Genomic DNA, 15,844 nt, shown 5'->3' with positions numbered 1-15,844 from the left:
CTTCGCGCCTAGTCGGGCGAGCGGTGCAGGACGAAAATCCCGCCGTAGGCGGGCTGGTCCGGCCTCTGCCGGTCGCTGTCCATGTACTCGCTGAGCACGGCGTGGATCCGCGTGGCCACGTCCTCGGCGTCGGCGTCGGAGAGGTGCAGGACAAACCGCGACAGGCTGGCCAGGGCATCCGGGCCAGCCTCGGCCAGCTCCTCCCGGAACGCTTCGAGCGGAGCCAGCGGGCCGTCCGGGCCGGCATCGCGCAGTGCAGTGTCCAGGTTCCAGGACCGCCCGGTGGACCGGTAAGGCTTCTCCAGCGCACCGCTCTCCCCCGTGCGGACCTCGGCCGGCTCAAGGAATCCGGCCGACAGCAACTGCCTAACGTGGTAGAGCATGGTCCCCGGGTCCTGGCCCAGCCGGTCCGCGAGCTGCTTATTGGTCAGCTCATGCAGCCCGCAGAGGCGCAGGACGCGCAGGCGCAGCGGGTGGGCGAGGGCTTTGATTTCGCGGGCGTTCGCGGTGGGATTCTTAGAGTCCGCTCCCGTTGGCTTGGCGTCCGTCATGGCTCGATCCTACAACTGATGTACTGAATTCAACCCCCTTGAATTTTCTCAATCAATAGGGGAGGGTTCAGCTATGACAACCGACGCCGTACAGGTCACGACCCGGGACCGGGCACCGCTCGGCGCCTCTTACTGGAAGCTGTGGACTTCCTCCGGCCTGTCCAACCTGGCCGACGGCGTCTTCAAGATCGCCCTACCCCTGCTGGCCATCCAGCTGACGCAGTCGCCCACCCTGATTGCCGGATTGAGCGTCGCCGCCACCCTCCCGTGGCTCCTCTTCGCGCTCACCGCCGGTGCCTTGGCCGACCGGCTCGACCGCCGCAAGCTGATGCTGTGGGCCAACCTCAGCCGCGCCGTCCTTCCGGCCCTGCTGATCGCCGCGCTGCTCCTGGGCTTCGGGTCCATCTGGGCGCTGTACGCCGTCGCGTTGCTGGTGGGTGTTGCCGAGACGCTGTACGACACCTCGGCGCAGTCGATCATGCCGCAACTGGTGGGCCGGGATCAGCTCTCGCGCGCCAATGGCCGGCTTTACGCCGTCGAGCTCACCACCAACCAGTTCGTCGGCCCGCCGCTGGGCGGGCTCCTGGTGGGCCTTGGCGTGGCCGCTGGATTCGCCGTGCCGGCCGCTCTATGGCTCGCCGCCGTCGGAGGCCTGTTCCTGGTCCGGGGGACATTCCGGGTTGAACGGGAGCAGAAGACCACCCTGCGGTTCGACATTGCCGAGGGCCTGCGGTTTCTGTGGCACCAGAAAATTCTCCGCACCCTCGCAATTATGACCGGGGTGTTCAACTTCGCCTCCAGCGCGGCGTTCGCGGTCCTCGTGCTGTTCGCCGTGGGGCCGGCGTCGGCCATGCGGCTGTCCGAGGCCGGCTTCGGCCTACTCCTGACCGCCTCCGCCGTGGGTGCCCTCATCGGCTCGCTCGTTGCCGAGCGGGCCGAGGCCAGGCTCGGCCGGCCGATGTCCCTGGCCCTCACGATCGTCGGCGGCGCGCTCTTCGTGGGCGCCCCCGCCATCACGGACAACCCCTACATCCTGGCCGTTTTCCTCTTCGTCGGCGGCATGCTGGTGGTGCTCTGGAACGTCATCACCGTCTCCCTGCGCCAGCGCATCACCCCGAACCGCCTCCTCGGCCGGATGAACAGCGCCTACCGGCTGCTCGCCTGGGGCACCATGCCGCTCGGGGCGGGGGCCGGCGGCCTGCTCGCGCAATGGCTGGGCCTGCAGGCCATGTTCGGCATCATGGGTGCCCTGACCCTGGCTCTCCTTGTCATGATGCCCGTACTCACGGAGAAGGCCATCGCCGCGGCGGAAAGTCCCGCGTGACCGGCATGCTAACGGCCCCTGCAGCTAGGCTCTAGGCCTATGGGGTGAGGGGGAATCATGGGCACCGCTGACGACGGATCGCCGGCAAAGGAGGCGAAGCTGCGCCACTATCCGGCGTTTGTCCGGTTCTGGCTGGCCTCCACCGTGTCCGACTTCGGCACCTACATCACCACCGTCGCCCTCTCCGTTCTGATTCTGGTGACGATGAACGGCACGCCGCTGGACCAGGGCCTGGTGAATGCGGCGCGATGGGCCCCCTACCTTCTCTTCGGCCTGGTCGCCGGCGTCTGGATTGACCGGTTTCCGCGCCGGACGGTCCTGATCGGCGGAGACCTCGGCCGCGGCCTGATCCTCGCCACGGCGTGCGGGGCAGCGCTGACCGGGATCCTCACCATCCCCGCGCTGGTGGTCCTGATGTTCGTTTTCGGAACCCTCGCGCTGACCGGCGATGCCGCGTTCCAGAGCTTCATTCCCCAGCTGGTCCCCCGGCCGCTGTTGGTCCGGGCGAATGCCCGGCTGCAGCAAAGCGACACCGTGGCACAGACCACCGGAAGCGCGGTGGCCGGCGGCCTGGTGGCCCTGATCACCGCCCCTCTGGCCCTCCTGGTGGATGCGGTCTCCTATGTCTTCTCCGCCGCGGCGCTCTTCACCCTGGAGCAGCCGGCAGGCCGGCTTCCGCCCCGCAGCGGCGAACGGCTCCGGCACAAGATTGCGGAGGGCCTGCGGTGGGTCTGCCGCCATCCGCACCTGACGCCCCTGGTGTGGAGCACCCACATCTGGTTCATCGGGTCGGCCATCCTCGGAACCGTCCTGCCCACCCTGGTCCTGCATGACCTCGGGCTGGGGGCACTCGGGCTGGGACTGGTGATGGGCTGCGCCGGGGTCGGCGCCGTCGTGGGGACGACGCTTTCCACCCGCCTCGGGGACCGCTGGGGTACGGGCCGGGCCATCGTGGCCTCGCGCCTGGTCGAGCCGCTGGCTGTTGCTGTGGTGGCCCTTTCGCCGCTCGTCGCGGGCGCCGCCCCCGCCGGCGGGGCCACCACGCCACCGCTGGACTGGCCCGGAGAACTGTGGGCCGCATTTGTCCTGGCCGGCGCCGGGCAGCTGCTGTTCGGCCTGGCCATGGGGGTCGAAGGGCCGTTGGAGATGGGCTACCAGCAGGCGGTCACCCCGGACCGGCTCATCGCCCGGATGAGTGCAACCAGGCGGTCGGTGAACCGCGGAATGATCGTCGTCGGAGCCCCGCTGGGCGGCCTCATCGCCGCGCGCGCCGGGACGGATGCCGCACTCTGGGTATCTGTAGCGTTCCTGCTGGCGGCGTTGCTGGTCCTGCTGTTCTCGCCCTTCAGGGATGCCCGGATCGAGGCGCAGCAGCTCACCGACGAGGAAGCCGTGGCACCCTAGCGGCGCGCCATGGCTCTAACCCGCCCGGCGGACCATCTCGGTAATCCAGACGGGGGCGAACGGCGAGGTGCAGCCCGGCGCCGTCGGATAGTCCTTGAGTACTTCCAGGCGTTCGCCGATCCCGATGGCACGGCTCCGCTGCCCGGCGTGCTCGATGCCGATCTGCGCCAGGCAGTGGTTCATGGCCCACTGCAGGCGGTCCGGGGCATCCTTCATCTGCGCCTCGATGATGTCCAGAAGCCCGTCCAGGTCGAGGCCGGCAGGGTCCTTCGCGACCCGCTCGGTGGTCAGCGCCCAGCCGCCACTGGCGACCACCGGGTCCGGATCGGAGAACCAGCGCTGCCGCAGCTCCTCGGCGTGCGGGTTCTTCTTCACCACATAGTTCACCAGCCAATCGTGCACCTTCGGGGCGATCGCGTCCCGCAACATGGCGTCCAGATCGTCGGGACCGAACGACGCCGGGCGGCAAACCAGGATTGCCAGGAGCCGGGCGGGCGTTCCTCCGGTTTCCCATAACCGGACGGCGAGTTCCTGCTGCGTCTTCAGCCGCTTGGCGATGGCGCGCAGTTCACTGAGTTTCACGCCGTGATCGTCGCCGTGTTTTTCGTTCACCCGCCGGACCTTCGGGTCCTCGAGCAAAGCCAGCTCGGCCAGCACCGCGTGCACGGACGCCGGGTCCGCTGCTGCCTTGGTCATGCCCGTCTCCTGTCCGGCAGCGGGCGTCGCCCGCCGCCAAAATCCGCCGCCTCTAGACCCCAGCCTAATCTCGCCCGGCTAGAGCGGCGCCAGCACCCGGGCGAGGACGTCGGCGGGCCGGTTGGTGGTGATCTCCTGGATGCCCAGCTCCCGGCACAGGTCGACGTCGGCCGCCGAGTCCACTGTCCAGACCCGGAACCGGCGCCCGGACTCGAGCCAGCGCTTGACGGTGCGGGCATGCCCGCGCACGTAGCTGATGCCGGGCCCGGCCAGTCCCACGCGGCATTCGTCGAGGATCTGTTCGCCCTGGGTCTGCGCAGCCTTGAGGACGTTGGCCACGGCGCCGCCGGTGAGCGCTCCGAGGCCCAGTTCCTCCCGGAGCTCCTCTACGTTTACGTCGTCGATGAGCTGGCAGACGGCCTCGGCCGGAACGGACTGCAGCAGGTGGTTCACCGAGTCGGGGCTGAAACTCATAAAGGACACCCGGATGTTGTCCAGCCGCGAGGTACTGCGGTCCCAGCCCTCGGCCTCGAGGATCTCCAGCACCCGGTCCTCGAGCTTGAGCTGGTAGGGGCTGGGGTGCTTGAGTTCGATCGCCAGCCCGATCTCCCGGCCGGCCAGGCGCAGGATGTCCAGCAGCTCCGGGAGCGTCAGGAACTGCTCGGACCGGGCACCGTACTCCTCCGGAATGCGGGCGCCCTTCCATGAACTGAAGTCCAGCAGCCGCAGTTCGGCCAGGGTCCGGTCCGCGACAGGGCCGGTGCCGTCCGAGGTGCGGTCGAGGTTGGCGTCGTGGAGCAGCACGGCGTGCTGGTCGCGAGTGAGGTGGACGTCGCATTCGACGCCGTCGGCGCCGTCGGCGATTGCCTGCAGATATGCGGCCCTGGTGTGCTCGGCGAAGGCGCCGCTGGAGCCCCGGTGGGCATAGATCAACGGGCGGGCGGCGGCGGAGTCCTCGGTGCTCATGCTGACACGTTAGCGGACGCCGGTGGCCGGTGCCGGGCTAGGCTGGGCACATGCAGGTGAACACTGAGCGACCCGTCCGCCCCGCTGCCGCCGAAGCGGGCGTCGAACACACGCTGTCCGCCGCGGATGCCGGCAAAGCCGCGGCGCTGCGGAAGATGAAGCTGGTGGCCGTCTCCCTGCTGATCGGCATGGCTGTGATCTTTGTTGTCGCGTTCGCCTTGCAGAAGCAGTACCCGTGGCTTGAGTACGTCCGGGCCGCGGCCGAGGGCGGCATGGTGGGCGCCCTGGCCGACTGGTTCGCCGTCACGGCCCTGTTCAAATACCCGCTGGGCCTGAAGATCCCGCACACCGCCATCATCCCGCGCCGCAAGGACCAGATCGGGGCGTCGCTGGGCGAATTCGTCGAGACCAACTTCCTCTCCGAACAGGTGGTGAAGGAAAAGCTCGCCAGCGTGGACATCGCAAGGAAAGTGGGCGGCTGGCTGTCCGGGCCGGGCGGCCCGGAGCGGGTGGCCAAGGAGGGCGCCGCCGTGATCCGCGGTGCGTTCACGGTCCTGAACGACGACGACGTCCAAGCAGTCATCGAGGGCATGGTCCGCAAGCACCTGCTGGCTCCGCCGTGGGGGCCGCCGGTGGGCCGGCTCGCCGAGCGGGTGTTCGACGACGGCCACCACCACGCGCTGGTGGACCTGCTGGTGGACCGCACGGTGGACTGGGTGCGGGACAACCACGAGACAGTCAACCGGCTGGTCACGGACCGCTCCCCCACCTGGGTGCCCAACTTCGTCGACGGGCTGGTGGGCGACAAGGTGTATCTGGAGATCCTGAAGTTCACCCGGGCGGTGCAGTCGGACCCGCAGCACCAAGTCCGGGTCTCCATCGACAAGTACCTCAAGGAACTTGCCCGGGACCTGCAGCACGATCCGGTCATGATCGCCCGCGCCGAAGGGATCAAGGCGCAAGTGCTGGGCGATCCTGAGGTCCGCGAACTGGCCTCGCGCACGTGGGGCACGGTCAAGGCAGCGCTGCTGGCCGCCGTCGACGATCCGCACAGCGAGCTGACCGTCAAGTTCAAGGCCGCAGTGCACGACTTCGGCACCCGCCTGGTGGTCGACCCCGAGCTGGCCGGCAAGGTCAACACGTGGATCGGTGACGCCGCCGGGTATCTCGTAAACAACTACCGCGCGGACATCGCAGGCGTCATCACCGACACCGTCGCCCGCTGGGATGCCGAGGAAACCTCGCAGAAAATCGAACTGCAGGTGGGCAAGGACCTGCAGTTCATCCGGATCAACGGCACCGTGGTGGGCGCCCTGGCCGGGCTCGCCATTTTCACCGTGGCGCACCTGCTCTTCGGCTAGGGTCCGGCACGGGCCAGAAATATTTGGGTGTCTCCTCGCCTTAGCAGCGCAACTGCCGCACCCCTTCGTCTCGAAACCCTAGGGATTCGAGCCACTGAAGTTATGAGACACATGGATCCAGGCGCCCAGGTATGCAAAGGGGCGCCGTTTCGGGCTGAAAGCCTCGGGACATGAGGAAAGCCCCTCGGGAGGGGCTTTCAATGGGAATGGACGTGCTTGCGTGGATTGGTCAGCGGTGACGCGCTCCTAGGACTCATGTCGTTTGCGGCGGAAGGTGTGCCGCCGCCAATTTGTAGCAAAGCTTTCCGTCCAGTTCCCGCGGTCGGATCCACACTTGGTAGCCTTCCGCTGCGGCGAAAAGTTCTCGTCCGTTCCTGCTGTCGGGAGCCAGCCACAGGGCGGAAGAATCGGGCATGACGTCCTCAACAATCCCTGCCCGGACGACCGAGAAGTCCTTGCGGATTTCCACCGGTGTACCGACCAGCCGACTCCAGTCATGGTAGGGGTATGGGTTAGCAGTCATCTTCGAACCTCGTTTCTCGGGCCTGGCGCCGGGATTTTCGTCGTACGCCCGGATAGACGTAGCGGGGACCGGGCACCACTCCCCTGAGGGCTTGAGGGTTCTTGAAGTCGTGTCCCCCGGCCCTGCAGGCGCAGGGACTTCGTTAGTGGAGGTGGCTCCCACCGTTGATGTCGATAGTGGTGCCGGTGAGATATGCGGAATCCTCGGAGGACAGGAAGGTGATGACTGCGGCCACTTCGTCGGTGGTGGCGTTTCGGCCAAGGGGGATGCCGGCATTGATGGCGGCTTCCTGTTCCTCAGTGCTGCCGACGCGGATGTTGGTGTCCACAGCCCCGGGGGTGATGGCGTTGATGGTGACGCCGGTGGTGCCGAGTTCGCGGGCGAGTGCCTTGGTGAAGCCAAGGATGGCGGCCTTCGCGGCGGAGTAGGGAACCTTGCCGAACACGCCCCCTCCACGCTGGGCAGAGACAGAGGACATGTTCACGATCCGGCCCCAGCGGTTGGCGATCATGTCCGGGAGGAACGCCTTGGTCACCAGGTAGGTGCCGGTGGCGTTGACATCCATGATCTTGTGCCAGAGCTCCAGAGTGGTTTCGAGGAACGGGACCGGGGAGGTAATGCCGGCGATGTTGGCCAGGGCGCCCACCGGGGGAAGATTGCCCTGCTTGACCTCGGCCGCTACTGCGGCCTGGGCGGTGATGACGGAGGCTTCGCTTGCTACGTCGATTTCGTGCCCGAAAGCGGGGACGTCGAATTCGTTGCCGATCTCGGTTGCGACTTTGGCAGACTTCTCGCCATCGAGATCCAAGATCACGACCGCCCACCCCTGACTGGCGTAGCGGCGGGCAGTGGTGATGCCGATGCCGCGCTCAGAGGTGGCCCCGGTCAGGACTGCGGTGCGCTGGTTGGTGTGGCTCATTGGTGCTCCTTGAAAACCTAGGGGGTATTGCGTTCGGCAGACAGAGCGACCCGCCGGTGTTACTCGTCGGCGAGACCGCCCTAATTTGCAGGGTGATGTGAATCACTGTAAGCCGACCGACTGTCAACAGTCAACTCTAGACATTGACTGTTGACACTGTTCATGACCTGCGTCACTATTGTTCGTGTCAGGTTTGTTAACAGTCGACAGCGTCGGAGCCCCGGGCCCCTCGCTCATCGAAAGGGACGAAACTCCATGAGCAATGAAGCTCTGAAAATGCGGGGCCATGTACACGGCACCAAGGACGCCAAAAGGGTCGCCATTGGCTCCAGCGTCGGCGCAGTGATTGAGACGTATGACTTCATCGGTTTCGGCACCGCAGCGGCGCTGTATTTCGGAACGGCCTTCTTCCCCGGCAGTGACCCGGTGACCGGGACGCTGGCCGCATTCGCCACCCTCGGCGTCGGCTTTGCTGCCCGTCCGATCGGCGGCATCATCGGCGGCCATCTCGGCGACAAGCTCGGCCGCAAGCCGGTGCTGGTCTCCTCCCTTATTCTCATGGGAATTGCCACCTTCGTCATTGGACTGCTCCCCACCTACAGCCAGGTCGGCCTGCTGGCCCCCGCCCTGCTGGTGTTCGTCCGCATCGTCCAGGGCTTGGCCTTCGGCGCGGAATGGGGTGGCGCCATCCTGATGAGCTACGAACACGCGCCTTGGAAGTCGAAGGGCAAGTTCACAGGCATGGTCCAGGCCGGCTTCCCGGTCGGGCTTCTGCTGGCCAACCTGGTTTTCCTCTCGAGCGCACAGCTCGGCGGCGAGCTGACCTGGCGCATCCCGTTCCTCGCCAGCATCGTGCTGGTGATCGTAGGCCTGATCATCCGTTCCAAGGTCCCCGAGTCCCCGGTCTTCGATGAGGTCAAGGACTCCGGCACCATCGTGAAGTCCCCCATCGTGGAGGTCATCAAGACCGACTGGCGGAACATCGTCAAGGGCATCGGGCTGCGCATTGCAGAGACCGCCGGCTACGCCGTGTCCATCACCTACATGATTTCCTACCTGAACGCCCAGCACCTGGCGGACAAGACCCAGACCCTGCTGGCCCTGTGCATCGCCTCGGCAATCGGCATCTTCGCCACCCAGGCCTGGGGAGCGCTAACCGACCGGATCGGCCGGCGGCCCCTCTATGTGTGGTCCTGCGCCTTCGCCCTACTGTTCGCGATTCCGATGTTCCTCTTGGTCAACACGGGAATGTTCTTCTTCATTATCGCCACCCTCGTGATCTCCTACGCCGTCTGCCAGAACTCACTCGCCGGCGCCCAGGGCGCGTGGTTCCCCGAGCTGTTCCGGGCCAACACCCGCTCCTCCGGGGCTTCGCTGGCCTACCAGATTTCGGCCACCGTCTCCGGTTTCACCCCGTTCATCACCACACTGCTGTTCGTGAGCTTCGGCTGGATGGGCCCGGCGCTGCTGTTCGCCTTCTACGCAGCCATCGGCCTCTTGGCCGCCATCAACACCAAGGAAACCTGGGGCAAGCGTGAGCGCGAGTTCGCTGACGAAGCCACCAAAAGCACCCCCAACATGGTGAACGTTTGATCACCGCAACGACCCAAACGAAATCGGAGCTAACAATGCCAACACTTACCGCCGAGCGCGTGGACCAGGACCGCGTGACGAAGATCAGCGCCGCGGCCTACCGGATACGGCACCACGCCCTCAACATGGGGGAGGTGCAGGGACAGGGCTACGTGGGCCAGGCACTCGGCGCAGCGGACATGCTCGCCACCGTCTACGCGGACCAACTGAACTTCCGCGCCGAGGACCCGCACTGGGAAGCCCGCGACCGGTTCCTGCTCTCCACCGGCCACTACGCCATCGGCCACTACGCCGCGTTGGCCGAGGCCGGAATCGTGCCCGTGGAGGAACTGGAGACCTACGGCTCCGATGACTCACGCCTGCCCATGTCCGGGATGTCCACCTACACCCCCGGCATGGAAATCTCCGGCGGCTCCCTGGGTCACGGCCTGACCATCGCCGTCGGCATGGCCCTGGGACTGCGCTACCAGGGCTCAAACGCCCGAGTGTTCAACTTCCTTTCCGACGGGGAACTGGACGAAGGCTCCACATGGGAGGCCGCCATGGGGGCCCACCACCACGAGCTCGGCAACCTCACCGCGATGGTGGACATCAACGCCCTGCAGGCGGACGGCAAAACAGATACCGTGCTGCGGACCGAACCAGTGACGGAAAAATGGGAAGCGTTCGGCTGGTACACCCAGCGGGTAGACGGGAACGACGTCAGCGCGCTGCTGGCGGCATTCGACAACGCCGCCGCCCAGGCCGCCGCCGTCGGACGCCCCTCAGTAATCCTGTGCGATACGAAGGTCGGCCGCGGCGTTCCGCTGCTCGAGAACCGCGAAAAGGCGCACTTCATGCGCATCGAAGAACACGAATGGCAGACCTGCCGCGAACAACTCACCGCCGGCTACGAAGGAAAGGCTTCAGCATGAACACCACCACCGAGGCCCCCGACACCAGCACAGCCGCCAAGCCGAAGCTGAAGACCTCGGCGATGATCGCGTCCTTCGCGGACGCCGGCCAGAAGACCGACTCCGCACCGTTCGGGCACGCCCTGGTCAAGGCCGCGCAGGAAAACGACAAGATCGTGGGCCTCACCGCCGACCTGGGCAAGTACACCGACATGCACATCTTCGCCCAGGCCTTCCCGGAGCGGTTCTTCCAAATGGGCATGGCCGAACAGCTCCTCTTCGGCGCAGCCGCCGGCTTCGCCGAAACCGGGCTTGTCCCCTTCGCCTCCACCTACTCGGTGTTCGCCGCCCGGCGTGCCTACGACTTCCTCTGCTTGGACAGCGCCGAACCGAACCTGAACGTAAACATCGTAGGCGGCCTCCCCGGACTGACCACAGGGTACGGGCCCAGCCACCAGGCCACCGAGGACATGGCTATCTTCCGTGGTATGCCCAACCTGACCATCGTGGACCCCTGCGACTCGATCGACATTGAACAAGCCGTCCCCCAACTGGCGGCCAGCGACGGCCCGACCTACCTGCGCCTGCTGCGCGGCAACGTCCCTACCGTCCTCGACGAGTACGGCTACACCTTCGAACTTGGCAAGGCCAAGGTTCTGCGTGGCGGCAACGACGTCGTGTTCATCTCCTCCGGCCTGATGACCATGCGCGCCCTTCAGGCCGCCAAGGCACTTGCAGCCCACAACGTTGACGTCGCGGTCGTCCACACCCCGACCATCAAGCCGTTCGACGCCGAAACGGTCCTCGCCGAGATCAACACCGACCGCCTCGCCGTCACGCTGGAAAACCACTCTGTTATCGGCGGCCTGTTCGAAACGGTGGCCTCCGCCGTCGTCACCGCAGGGGTGGGCAAGCGCGTGGTTCCCGTGGCGCTGCCGGACCAGTTCCTCGACGCCGGCGCCCTACCCACCCTGCATGACCGCTACGGCCTCGCCGTGGACCGCATCGTCGCCAAAGTCCTCGCCGAACTCAGCTGACCGCCCGGGATTGGCTGCTCAGAACTCAGAAAGCACGGCCCCGGCGCCCGCCGGAGCCGTGCTTTCTGCCGTATCATCAAACAACCAACTGTAAACAGTCGACGTATAACACTGAGGACGGGCCATGGCCGGAACGACAGCCCCGCTGCTGGGATTGCAGAAGCAGAACCTGCGCGAGCAGGCGGTTTCAGCACTGCGCACCGCCATCACCAGCGGAGAGCTGGAGCCCGGACGGCACCTGGTCGAAACCGAACTTTCGGAAATGCTGCAAATCAGCCGAGGAACGCTGCGTGAGGCGCTCCGCCAGTTGGAACAGGAAGGTCTGCTGTCCTCGGGCCCGCGCGGCCGACTCTCGGTACGGCACCTGGACGGAAAAGAGATCCGCGACATTTTCGCCGTCCGGGCCGCCCTCGAATCTCTGGCCGCACGCACCCTGTGTGAGCTCGCTGACCGCGAAGCTGCGATCGCCTCCCTGCACCTGACAGTTGACGCAATGGAGGCGGCTCAGAACGCGTCATTGGAAGAGCGGATCGAATCCGACATGGAATTCCACCGGACCCTGTGCCGGCTGACCGGAAATGAAACACTGCTCCACTCCTGGGAATCACTGGAGGGATCCATCCGGATGTCCATCATGTTCGCTGGGCGGGAAAAAGGAGTCAGGAACATGGGCGTGGATCGGCACCGCGAGATCGTCGCGGCCATCGAAACCGGTGACGCCACCTTGGCCCGCAAAACGATCCGCGAGCACATGGACGGAGCCGCGGACAACCTCGTCGCCTAGGTGTACGCAGAGGGCAGTCCCTTCCACCTTCATACGGCGAGCAATGCCGCTACAACCAGCTCTTCACGGTAACGCGGCCACGAATTGCTGTGGGTTGCACCGCGCAATCAGAGGCGCTTCAATCTCCGTGCGCCGATCCCCCAGCAGCCGTCCGTCATGCGACTTTCGGCGGTATCGCGGTCTGTTTGCGACCCTATTTGGCGCCGACGCCAAGAATCTAAGGACCCGCTGCCTAGCGGCGCGTGGCGTGTAGCTGAGGCCCGCCAGGCTCCGTGACATGCCTTCCTCCCGGACTGTTTTGATCTCTCTACTCGCCATAGCCGCCGGCTACGCGGTGATCTTCGGAGCCGTGAACCTGCAGCGCCAGACCGAAGGCGGCAGCTTTCATAGGACTGTGGGTCGAATCTGGGTTGTTGCTATGTACGTCGCGGTTCTGACCTCGTTCGGACTCAGGACCATCGAAGGCGGGTCAATTGGCTCCACGCACTCTCGGCGCTGACCGTCTGAACACTGACGGCCAGGACTGCGGGCCATCTCAAAGAAAACATCAAGGCCACCGAAGTTTCATGACCGGAAGCTACTCCGGCCTAATCGGCGCCTTTGTGGGCCTTCTGGCAGTGGCATCGCGCCGCATTTCCCAGCTCGCCATCTATGATCTACCCCTCAGTGGGCTGCTGATCGTGGCCCTCCTCGGCACGGCCGCAATGACACTCTTTGGTATCGCCCAATTCGGCAAGACACAGACGTTCTCAAGCGCTTGAAAAGGGATCCCTAAACGAACGCAAGGGGGACCGCCGGGCCAGATCCGGGTAATACACTCGATGCAAGAAGTCAGCTGAAAGGAAACACGAAATGACCGGAGTTGGTTCGGTATTTAGTCGGGAACCTGGTATCAAGACGTTCTACCTTATTGACGATGCATCTGCCGCAGGGTCCTATGATCTGTTGCAAGATGAAAGGTATTCGACAGTCGTTGATGAACTAATAGCGGGTCGGGATATAAAGGCGATTGAGGTTTACTGCGAGGTTACCGGCGGAAATATCGCCGAGGGCAAGGCTGCGGTAGACGAATTCCGCTACTTACTCAGCGGGAAGTAGTTGGATTGATTCGAGCCCGGGCGCTTTTCGACAGGCGGCCCGCGACCAACATCACGGCAAACGACGGCGCTGTGCTCAAGCCCCGAGACACGGCCGTCGCCTACCTAGTGGCGGTGCCAGGTAGCCGTGCCGCAAGCCGGTCGTCGAAAGCGCAGCCTGGCAGAAATTCTTCCTTCGGCGCTGTTGCTCGCCTTTAAAGGCACGTTTACCCTGCGCTATGAGATGCACGGTGAAGGTGCCCTAACCGCTACCCTCCGGACCGTCTTTCGTCGGAATTTCTTGGGATCCTCCCGACGGGGCGATTCTCATAACTACGTCTCGAAACCTTTTGGCTGAATCGTTGTATCCGACGTCGGTTATGAGACAGCCATCGGGCAGCCATGACAAAACTCATCCGCATGCACGCGTTTCAACGCGGCAGCAGTCGACCGAGCGGCAGCAGGCAGTTCTTCTGGCCTGAGGAGCACTGCCGGCTGGCCCCCTCCGTTGATCGCGGCGCATCCACCCGCCCCTGCCCATCGGCCGGTCGCGGCAAAGGCATGGGGGCAGCCCGGCGGCTGTCAGACTGGCGGCGCGGCTCAGGCGGGCGCGACCGTGGCCCGGGGCCGGCCGTGCAGGGCGAAGACCGTGAAGGCCAGCGCCGCGAGCGCCGTGACCACCAGCAGGAAGAGCCCGATGGAGTAGCTGTGGGTCGCGGCGTCGTACGTGGCCCCCATGACCAGCGGCGGGAAGTACCCGCCCAGGCCGCCGGCGGCGCTGACCACCCCGCTGATGCTGCCCACCTTCCCGGCCGGGGCCAGCACCCCCACCCAGGCGAACACGCCGCCGGTGCCCAGGCCCAGGGCCGCCGCCATGGCCACGAACGTCAGGCCGGCGGGCACATCGCCGTCGGGCTGCAGGTTCACCACCCAGGCCAGCAGGGCGACGCCGGCCAGGGAAAGCACCACCACGGGCTTGGGGCCGAACCTGTCCGCCAGCACCCCGCCGACCGGCCGCGCCAGCACGGCGGCAAGGGCGAACCCCGCCGTCCGGGCACCGGCGGCGCTCGGATCGAAGCTGTACACGTCCCGCAGGTAGGTGGGCAGATACGTCGCAAAGGACACGAAGCCGCCGAAGACCACGGCGTAGAGGAAACACATCTTCCAGGTGACCGGTGTCTTCGCGGCGTCGAGGAGTTTGGGCAGCACCGGGGCGTAGTTCCGGCTCCAGCCCGGCGCCTCCCGCATCAGGAACCATACGAGCGCCGCCATAACGGCCAGGACCCCGGCGATCAGCAGGTGCGTGGGAAAGTAGCCGATCCAGGCCACAAGCCGCGGGTTCAGGAACGCGGCCAGGGCCGTGCCTCCCATCCCGGCACCGAAAACTCCGGTCGCGAAGCCGCGCCGGGAAGGTTCGTACCAGGCGCTGACGAAGGGGATGCCGACGGCGAACACCGTCCCGGCGATGCCGAGGACCAGGCCCGCGCCGAGCACCAGCGCGAAGGAGCGGATGGTGCCGCCGACGGCCACCAGCAGGATCGGGACAATGGCCGCCAGCAGGACGAAGCTGAACAGGACCCGGCCTCCGTACCGGTCCGTCAGGGCCCCGACGACGATCCGCCCGAGCGAGCCGACGAAGACCGGCATCGCGACCAGGATGCCGGTGGTGGCCGGGTTGAGCTGGAGGTTTTGGGTGTAGAAAGCCCCGAGGGTGGCCACGGAGTTCCACGCCCAGAAGCCGGCCACGGAGGCCGCGGTGGCGAGCACGAGGTTGAGCATCCGGCCGTGCGGGACGGCCGCGGCGGGGTTCGCTGTTCCGGCCACGGGGGCCTCCTTTCGGTGGGGCGGGGACTCGGGCGGGTCCGGTTACCGGTTCCTGGTATCCCGGTCCCGGGTTCCGACGGCGGACCAGCCGCGCCGGGCGGCGGTGCCGGAGGGCCGCGGGGCCCCGGCGCTGTTCCGGCCCCGGGTGCCGCCGGCCGCAACTGGGGCGCGGTCCCGGGACCGGTACACGATGTAGGGGCGGAAGAGGTAGTGGAACGGCGCGGTGAAGGCGTGGACCAAGCGGGTGAACGGCCAGATCACAAAGAGCGCCATGCCCACCAGGGTGTGCAGGTGGAAGGAAAACGGGGCTGCCGCCATCGCCCCAATGTCCGGCTGGAAGATGAACAGCGACCGGAACCACGGGGCCACGGTCTCACGGTAGTTGTGGCCGTGCTCGCCCTCGAACACGCTCGCCAAAGTGGTCCACAGCCCGAACACCAGGGCCGCCGTAAGGACGACGTACATGGTTTTGTCGTTGGTGGTGGTGGCCATAAAAACTGGGCCGGTGGTGCGGCGGCGGTAGATCAGCAGGAGGATGCCGCCCAGTGTGCCCACCCCGGCGATGCCGCCCACCAACAGGGCATTCAAGTGGTAGAACTCCTGGCTCATTCCCACGGCCTGGGTCCACGCCATGGGGATGACCAGGCCGAAGAAGTGCCCGGCGATGACGGCGAGCAGGCCGAAGTGGAACAGCGGCGAGGCGATCCGCAGCAGCCGGGATTCGTAGAGTTGCGAGGAGCGGGTGGTCCAGCCGAACTGGTCGTACTTGTAGCGCCAAACCAGGCCTCCCACCAAAACCACCACCATCACGTACGGCAGGACGCCCCAGAGCACAATGTCCAGGGTGGAAAGTGCGGCTGCCGGGTCGGTCCCGGTCTCGGCTGCGAGCATGG

At 66.1% G+C, this 15,844-nt stretch carries 15 protein-coding genes; 9 read left to right on the top strand and 6 right to left on the bottom strand.

What is annotated here, in order from left to right:
- Window positions 1–8: 8 nt before the first annotated feature.
- Complete coding sequence (locus AC1DHY_RS09320; protein WP_476877905.1) at window positions 9–551, bottom strand: ArsR/SmtB family transcription factor; 543 nt, start codon at window positions 549–551, stop codon at window positions 9–11.
- Window positions 552–624: 73 nt separating this feature from the next.
- On the opposite strand from AC1DHY_RS09320, the gene AC1DHY_RS09315 reads away from it, so the two are divergent.
- Window positions 625–1,875 carry an MFS transporter gene (locus AC1DHY_RS09315; protein WP_476877906.1) on the top strand — a complete coding sequence of 417 codons (1,251 nt, stop codon included), beginning with the start codon at window positions 625–627 and terminating at the stop codon, window positions 1,873–1,875.
- Between the two features lie 57 nt (window positions 1,876–1,932).
- Window positions 1,933–3,279 (top strand): MFS transporter, encoded by a 1,347-nt coding sequence (locus AC1DHY_RS09310; protein ID WP_476877907.1) that lies wholly within the window; start codon window positions 1,933–1,935, stop codon window positions 3,277–3,279.
- A 15-nt stretch (window positions 3,280–3,294) separates the two neighbouring features.
- On the opposite strand, the gene AC1DHY_RS09305 is transcribed toward AC1DHY_RS09310, so the two are convergent.
- Both AC1DHY_RS09305 and AC1DHY_RS09300 read right to left on the bottom strand, forming a co-directional pair.
- Window positions 3,295–3,975 (bottom strand): DNA alkylation repair protein, encoded by a 681-nt coding sequence (locus AC1DHY_RS09305; RefSeq protein WP_476877908.1) that lies wholly within the window; start codon window positions 3,973–3,975, stop codon window positions 3,295–3,297.
- Between the two features lie 78 nt (window positions 3,976–4,053).
- Window positions 4,054–4,941: a glycerophosphodiester phosphodiesterase gene (locus AC1DHY_RS09300; protein ID WP_476877909.1), complete on the bottom strand. Its 888-nt coding sequence runs from the start codon at window positions 4,939–4,941 to the stop codon at window positions 4,054–4,056.
- A gap of 50 nt (window positions 4,942–4,991) precedes the next feature.
- Here AC1DHY_RS09300 and AC1DHY_RS09295 point away from each other — a divergent pair, with 50 nt between their 5' ends.
- Window positions 4,992–6,302, top strand: coding sequence for a DUF445 domain-containing protein (locus AC1DHY_RS09295; protein ID WP_476877910.1), 1,311 nt, complete (start codon window positions 4,992–4,994; stop codon window positions 6,300–6,302).
- Between the two features lie 665 nt (window positions 6,303–6,967).
- On the opposite strand, the gene AC1DHY_RS09290 is transcribed toward AC1DHY_RS09295, so the two are convergent.
- Window positions 6,968–7,744 (bottom strand): SDR family NAD(P)-dependent oxidoreductase, encoded by a 777-nt coding sequence (locus AC1DHY_RS09290; RefSeq protein ID WP_476903516.1) that lies wholly within the window; start codon window positions 7,742–7,744, stop codon window positions 6,968–6,970.
- 255 nt (window positions 7,745–7,999) lie between these two features.
- Here AC1DHY_RS09290 and AC1DHY_RS09285 point away from each other — a divergent pair, with 255 nt between their 5' ends.
- The 6 genes from AC1DHY_RS09285 to AC1DHY_RS09260 all read left to right on the top strand — a co-directional run bounded on the left by AC1DHY_RS09285 (window position 8,000) and on the right by AC1DHY_RS09260 (window position 13,149).
- Window positions 8,000–9,337 carry an MFS transporter gene (locus tag AC1DHY_RS09285; protein ID WP_476880425.1) on the top strand — a complete coding sequence of 446 codons (1,338 nt, stop codon included), beginning with the start codon at window positions 8,000–8,002 and terminating at the stop codon, window positions 9,335–9,337.
- A 35-nt stretch (window positions 9,338–9,372) separates the two neighbouring features.
- A complete protein-coding gene (locus tag AC1DHY_RS09280) occupies window positions 9,373–10,251 on the top strand; it encodes a transketolase (RefSeq protein WP_476880426.1) in 879 nt (292 codons plus the stop codon).
- Complete coding sequence (locus AC1DHY_RS09275; protein WP_476903515.1) at window positions 10,248–11,267, top strand: transketolase family protein; 1,020 nt, start codon at window positions 10,248–10,250, stop codon at window positions 11,265–11,267. Before AC1DHY_RS09280 ends, AC1DHY_RS09275 begins: the two co-directional genes overlap by 4 nt.
- 124 nt (window positions 11,268–11,391) lie before the next feature.
- A complete protein-coding gene (locus AC1DHY_RS09270; RefSeq protein ID WP_476903514.1) occupies window positions 11,392–12,051 on the top strand; it encodes a GntR family transcriptional regulator in 660 nt (219 codons plus the stop codon).
- A gap of 566 nt (window positions 12,052–12,617) precedes the next feature.
- Complete coding sequence (locus AC1DHY_RS09265; RefSeq protein ID WP_476878162.1) at window positions 12,618–12,812, top strand: hypothetical protein; 195 nt, start codon at window positions 12,618–12,620, stop codon at window positions 12,810–12,812.
- A 91-nt stretch (window positions 12,813–12,903) separates the two neighbouring features.
- Window positions 12,904–13,149, top strand: a complete 246-nt coding sequence (locus AC1DHY_RS09260) for a hypothetical protein (RefSeq protein WP_476903513.1) — start codon at window positions 12,904–12,906, stop codon at window positions 13,147–13,149.
- Between the two features lie 578 nt (window positions 13,150–13,727).
- Here the strand turns inward: AC1DHY_RS09260 and AC1DHY_RS09255 are convergent.
- Window positions 13,728–14,951, bottom strand: coding sequence for an MFS transporter (locus AC1DHY_RS09255; RefSeq protein ID WP_476903512.1), 1,224 nt, complete (start codon window positions 14,949–14,951; stop codon window positions 13,728–13,730).
- A gap of 42 nt (window positions 14,952–14,993) precedes the next feature.
- Window positions 14,994–15,842 (bottom strand): respiratory nitrate reductase subunit gamma, encoded by an 849-nt coding sequence (gene narI, locus AC1DHY_RS09250; RefSeq protein ID WP_476878164.1) that lies wholly within the window; start codon window positions 15,840–15,842, stop codon window positions 14,994–14,996.
- Window positions 15,843–15,844: the final 2 nt, after the last annotated feature.

Source organism: Arthrobacter sp. 05L44, from assembly GCF_056397605.1.
This window is presented reverse-complemented; position numbering and strand designations above follow the sequence as displayed.

Coding starts and splice junctions, on each gene's coding strand:
- AC1DHY_RS09320 (WP_476877905.1), bottom strand. CDS start 551: ATGACGGACGCCAAGCCAACGGGAGCGGACTCTAAGAATCCCACCGCG.
- AC1DHY_RS09315 (WP_476877906.1), top strand. CDS start 625: ATGACAACCGACGCCGTACAGGTCACGACCCGGGACCGGGCACCGCTC.
- AC1DHY_RS09310 (WP_476877907.1), top strand. CDS start 1,933: ATGGGCACCGCTGACGACGGATCGCCGGCAAAGGAGGCGAAGCTGCGC.
- AC1DHY_RS09305 (WP_476877908.1), bottom strand. CDS start 3,975: ATGACCAAGGCAGCAGCGGACCCGGCGTCCGTGCACGCGGTGCTGGCC.
- AC1DHY_RS09300 (WP_476877909.1), bottom strand. CDS start 4,941: ATGAGCACCGAGGACTCCGCCGCCGCCCGCCCGTTGATCTATGCCCAC.
- AC1DHY_RS09295 (WP_476877910.1), top strand. CDS start 4,992: ATGCAGGTGAACACTGAGCGACCCGTCCGCCCCGCTGCCGCCGAAGCG.
- AC1DHY_RS09290 (WP_476903516.1), bottom strand. CDS start 7,744: ATGAGCCACACCAACCAGCGCACCGCAGTCCTGACCGGGGCCACCTCT.
- AC1DHY_RS09285 (WP_476880425.1), top strand. CDS start 8,000: ATGAGCAATGAAGCTCTGAAAATGCGGGGCCATGTACACGGCACCAAG.
- AC1DHY_RS09280 (WP_476880426.1), top strand. CDS start 9,373: ATGCCAACACTTACCGCCGAGCGCGTGGACCAGGACCGCGTGACGAAG.
- AC1DHY_RS09275 (WP_476903515.1), top strand. CDS start 10,248: ATGAACACCACCACCGAGGCCCCCGACACCAGCACAGCCGCCAAGCCG.
- AC1DHY_RS09270 (WP_476903514.1), top strand. CDS start 11,392: ATGGCCGGAACGACAGCCCCGCTGCTGGGATTGCAGAAGCAGAACCTG.
- AC1DHY_RS09265 (WP_476878162.1), top strand. CDS start 12,618: ATGACCGGAAGCTACTCCGGCCTAATCGGCGCCTTTGTGGGCCTTCTG.
- AC1DHY_RS09260 (WP_476903513.1), top strand. CDS start 12,904: ATGACCGGAGTTGGTTCGGTATTTAGTCGGGAACCTGGTATCAAGACG.
- narI (WP_476878164.1), bottom strand. CDS start 15,842: ATGCTCGCAGCCGAGACCGGGACCGACCCGGCAGCCGCACTTTCCACC.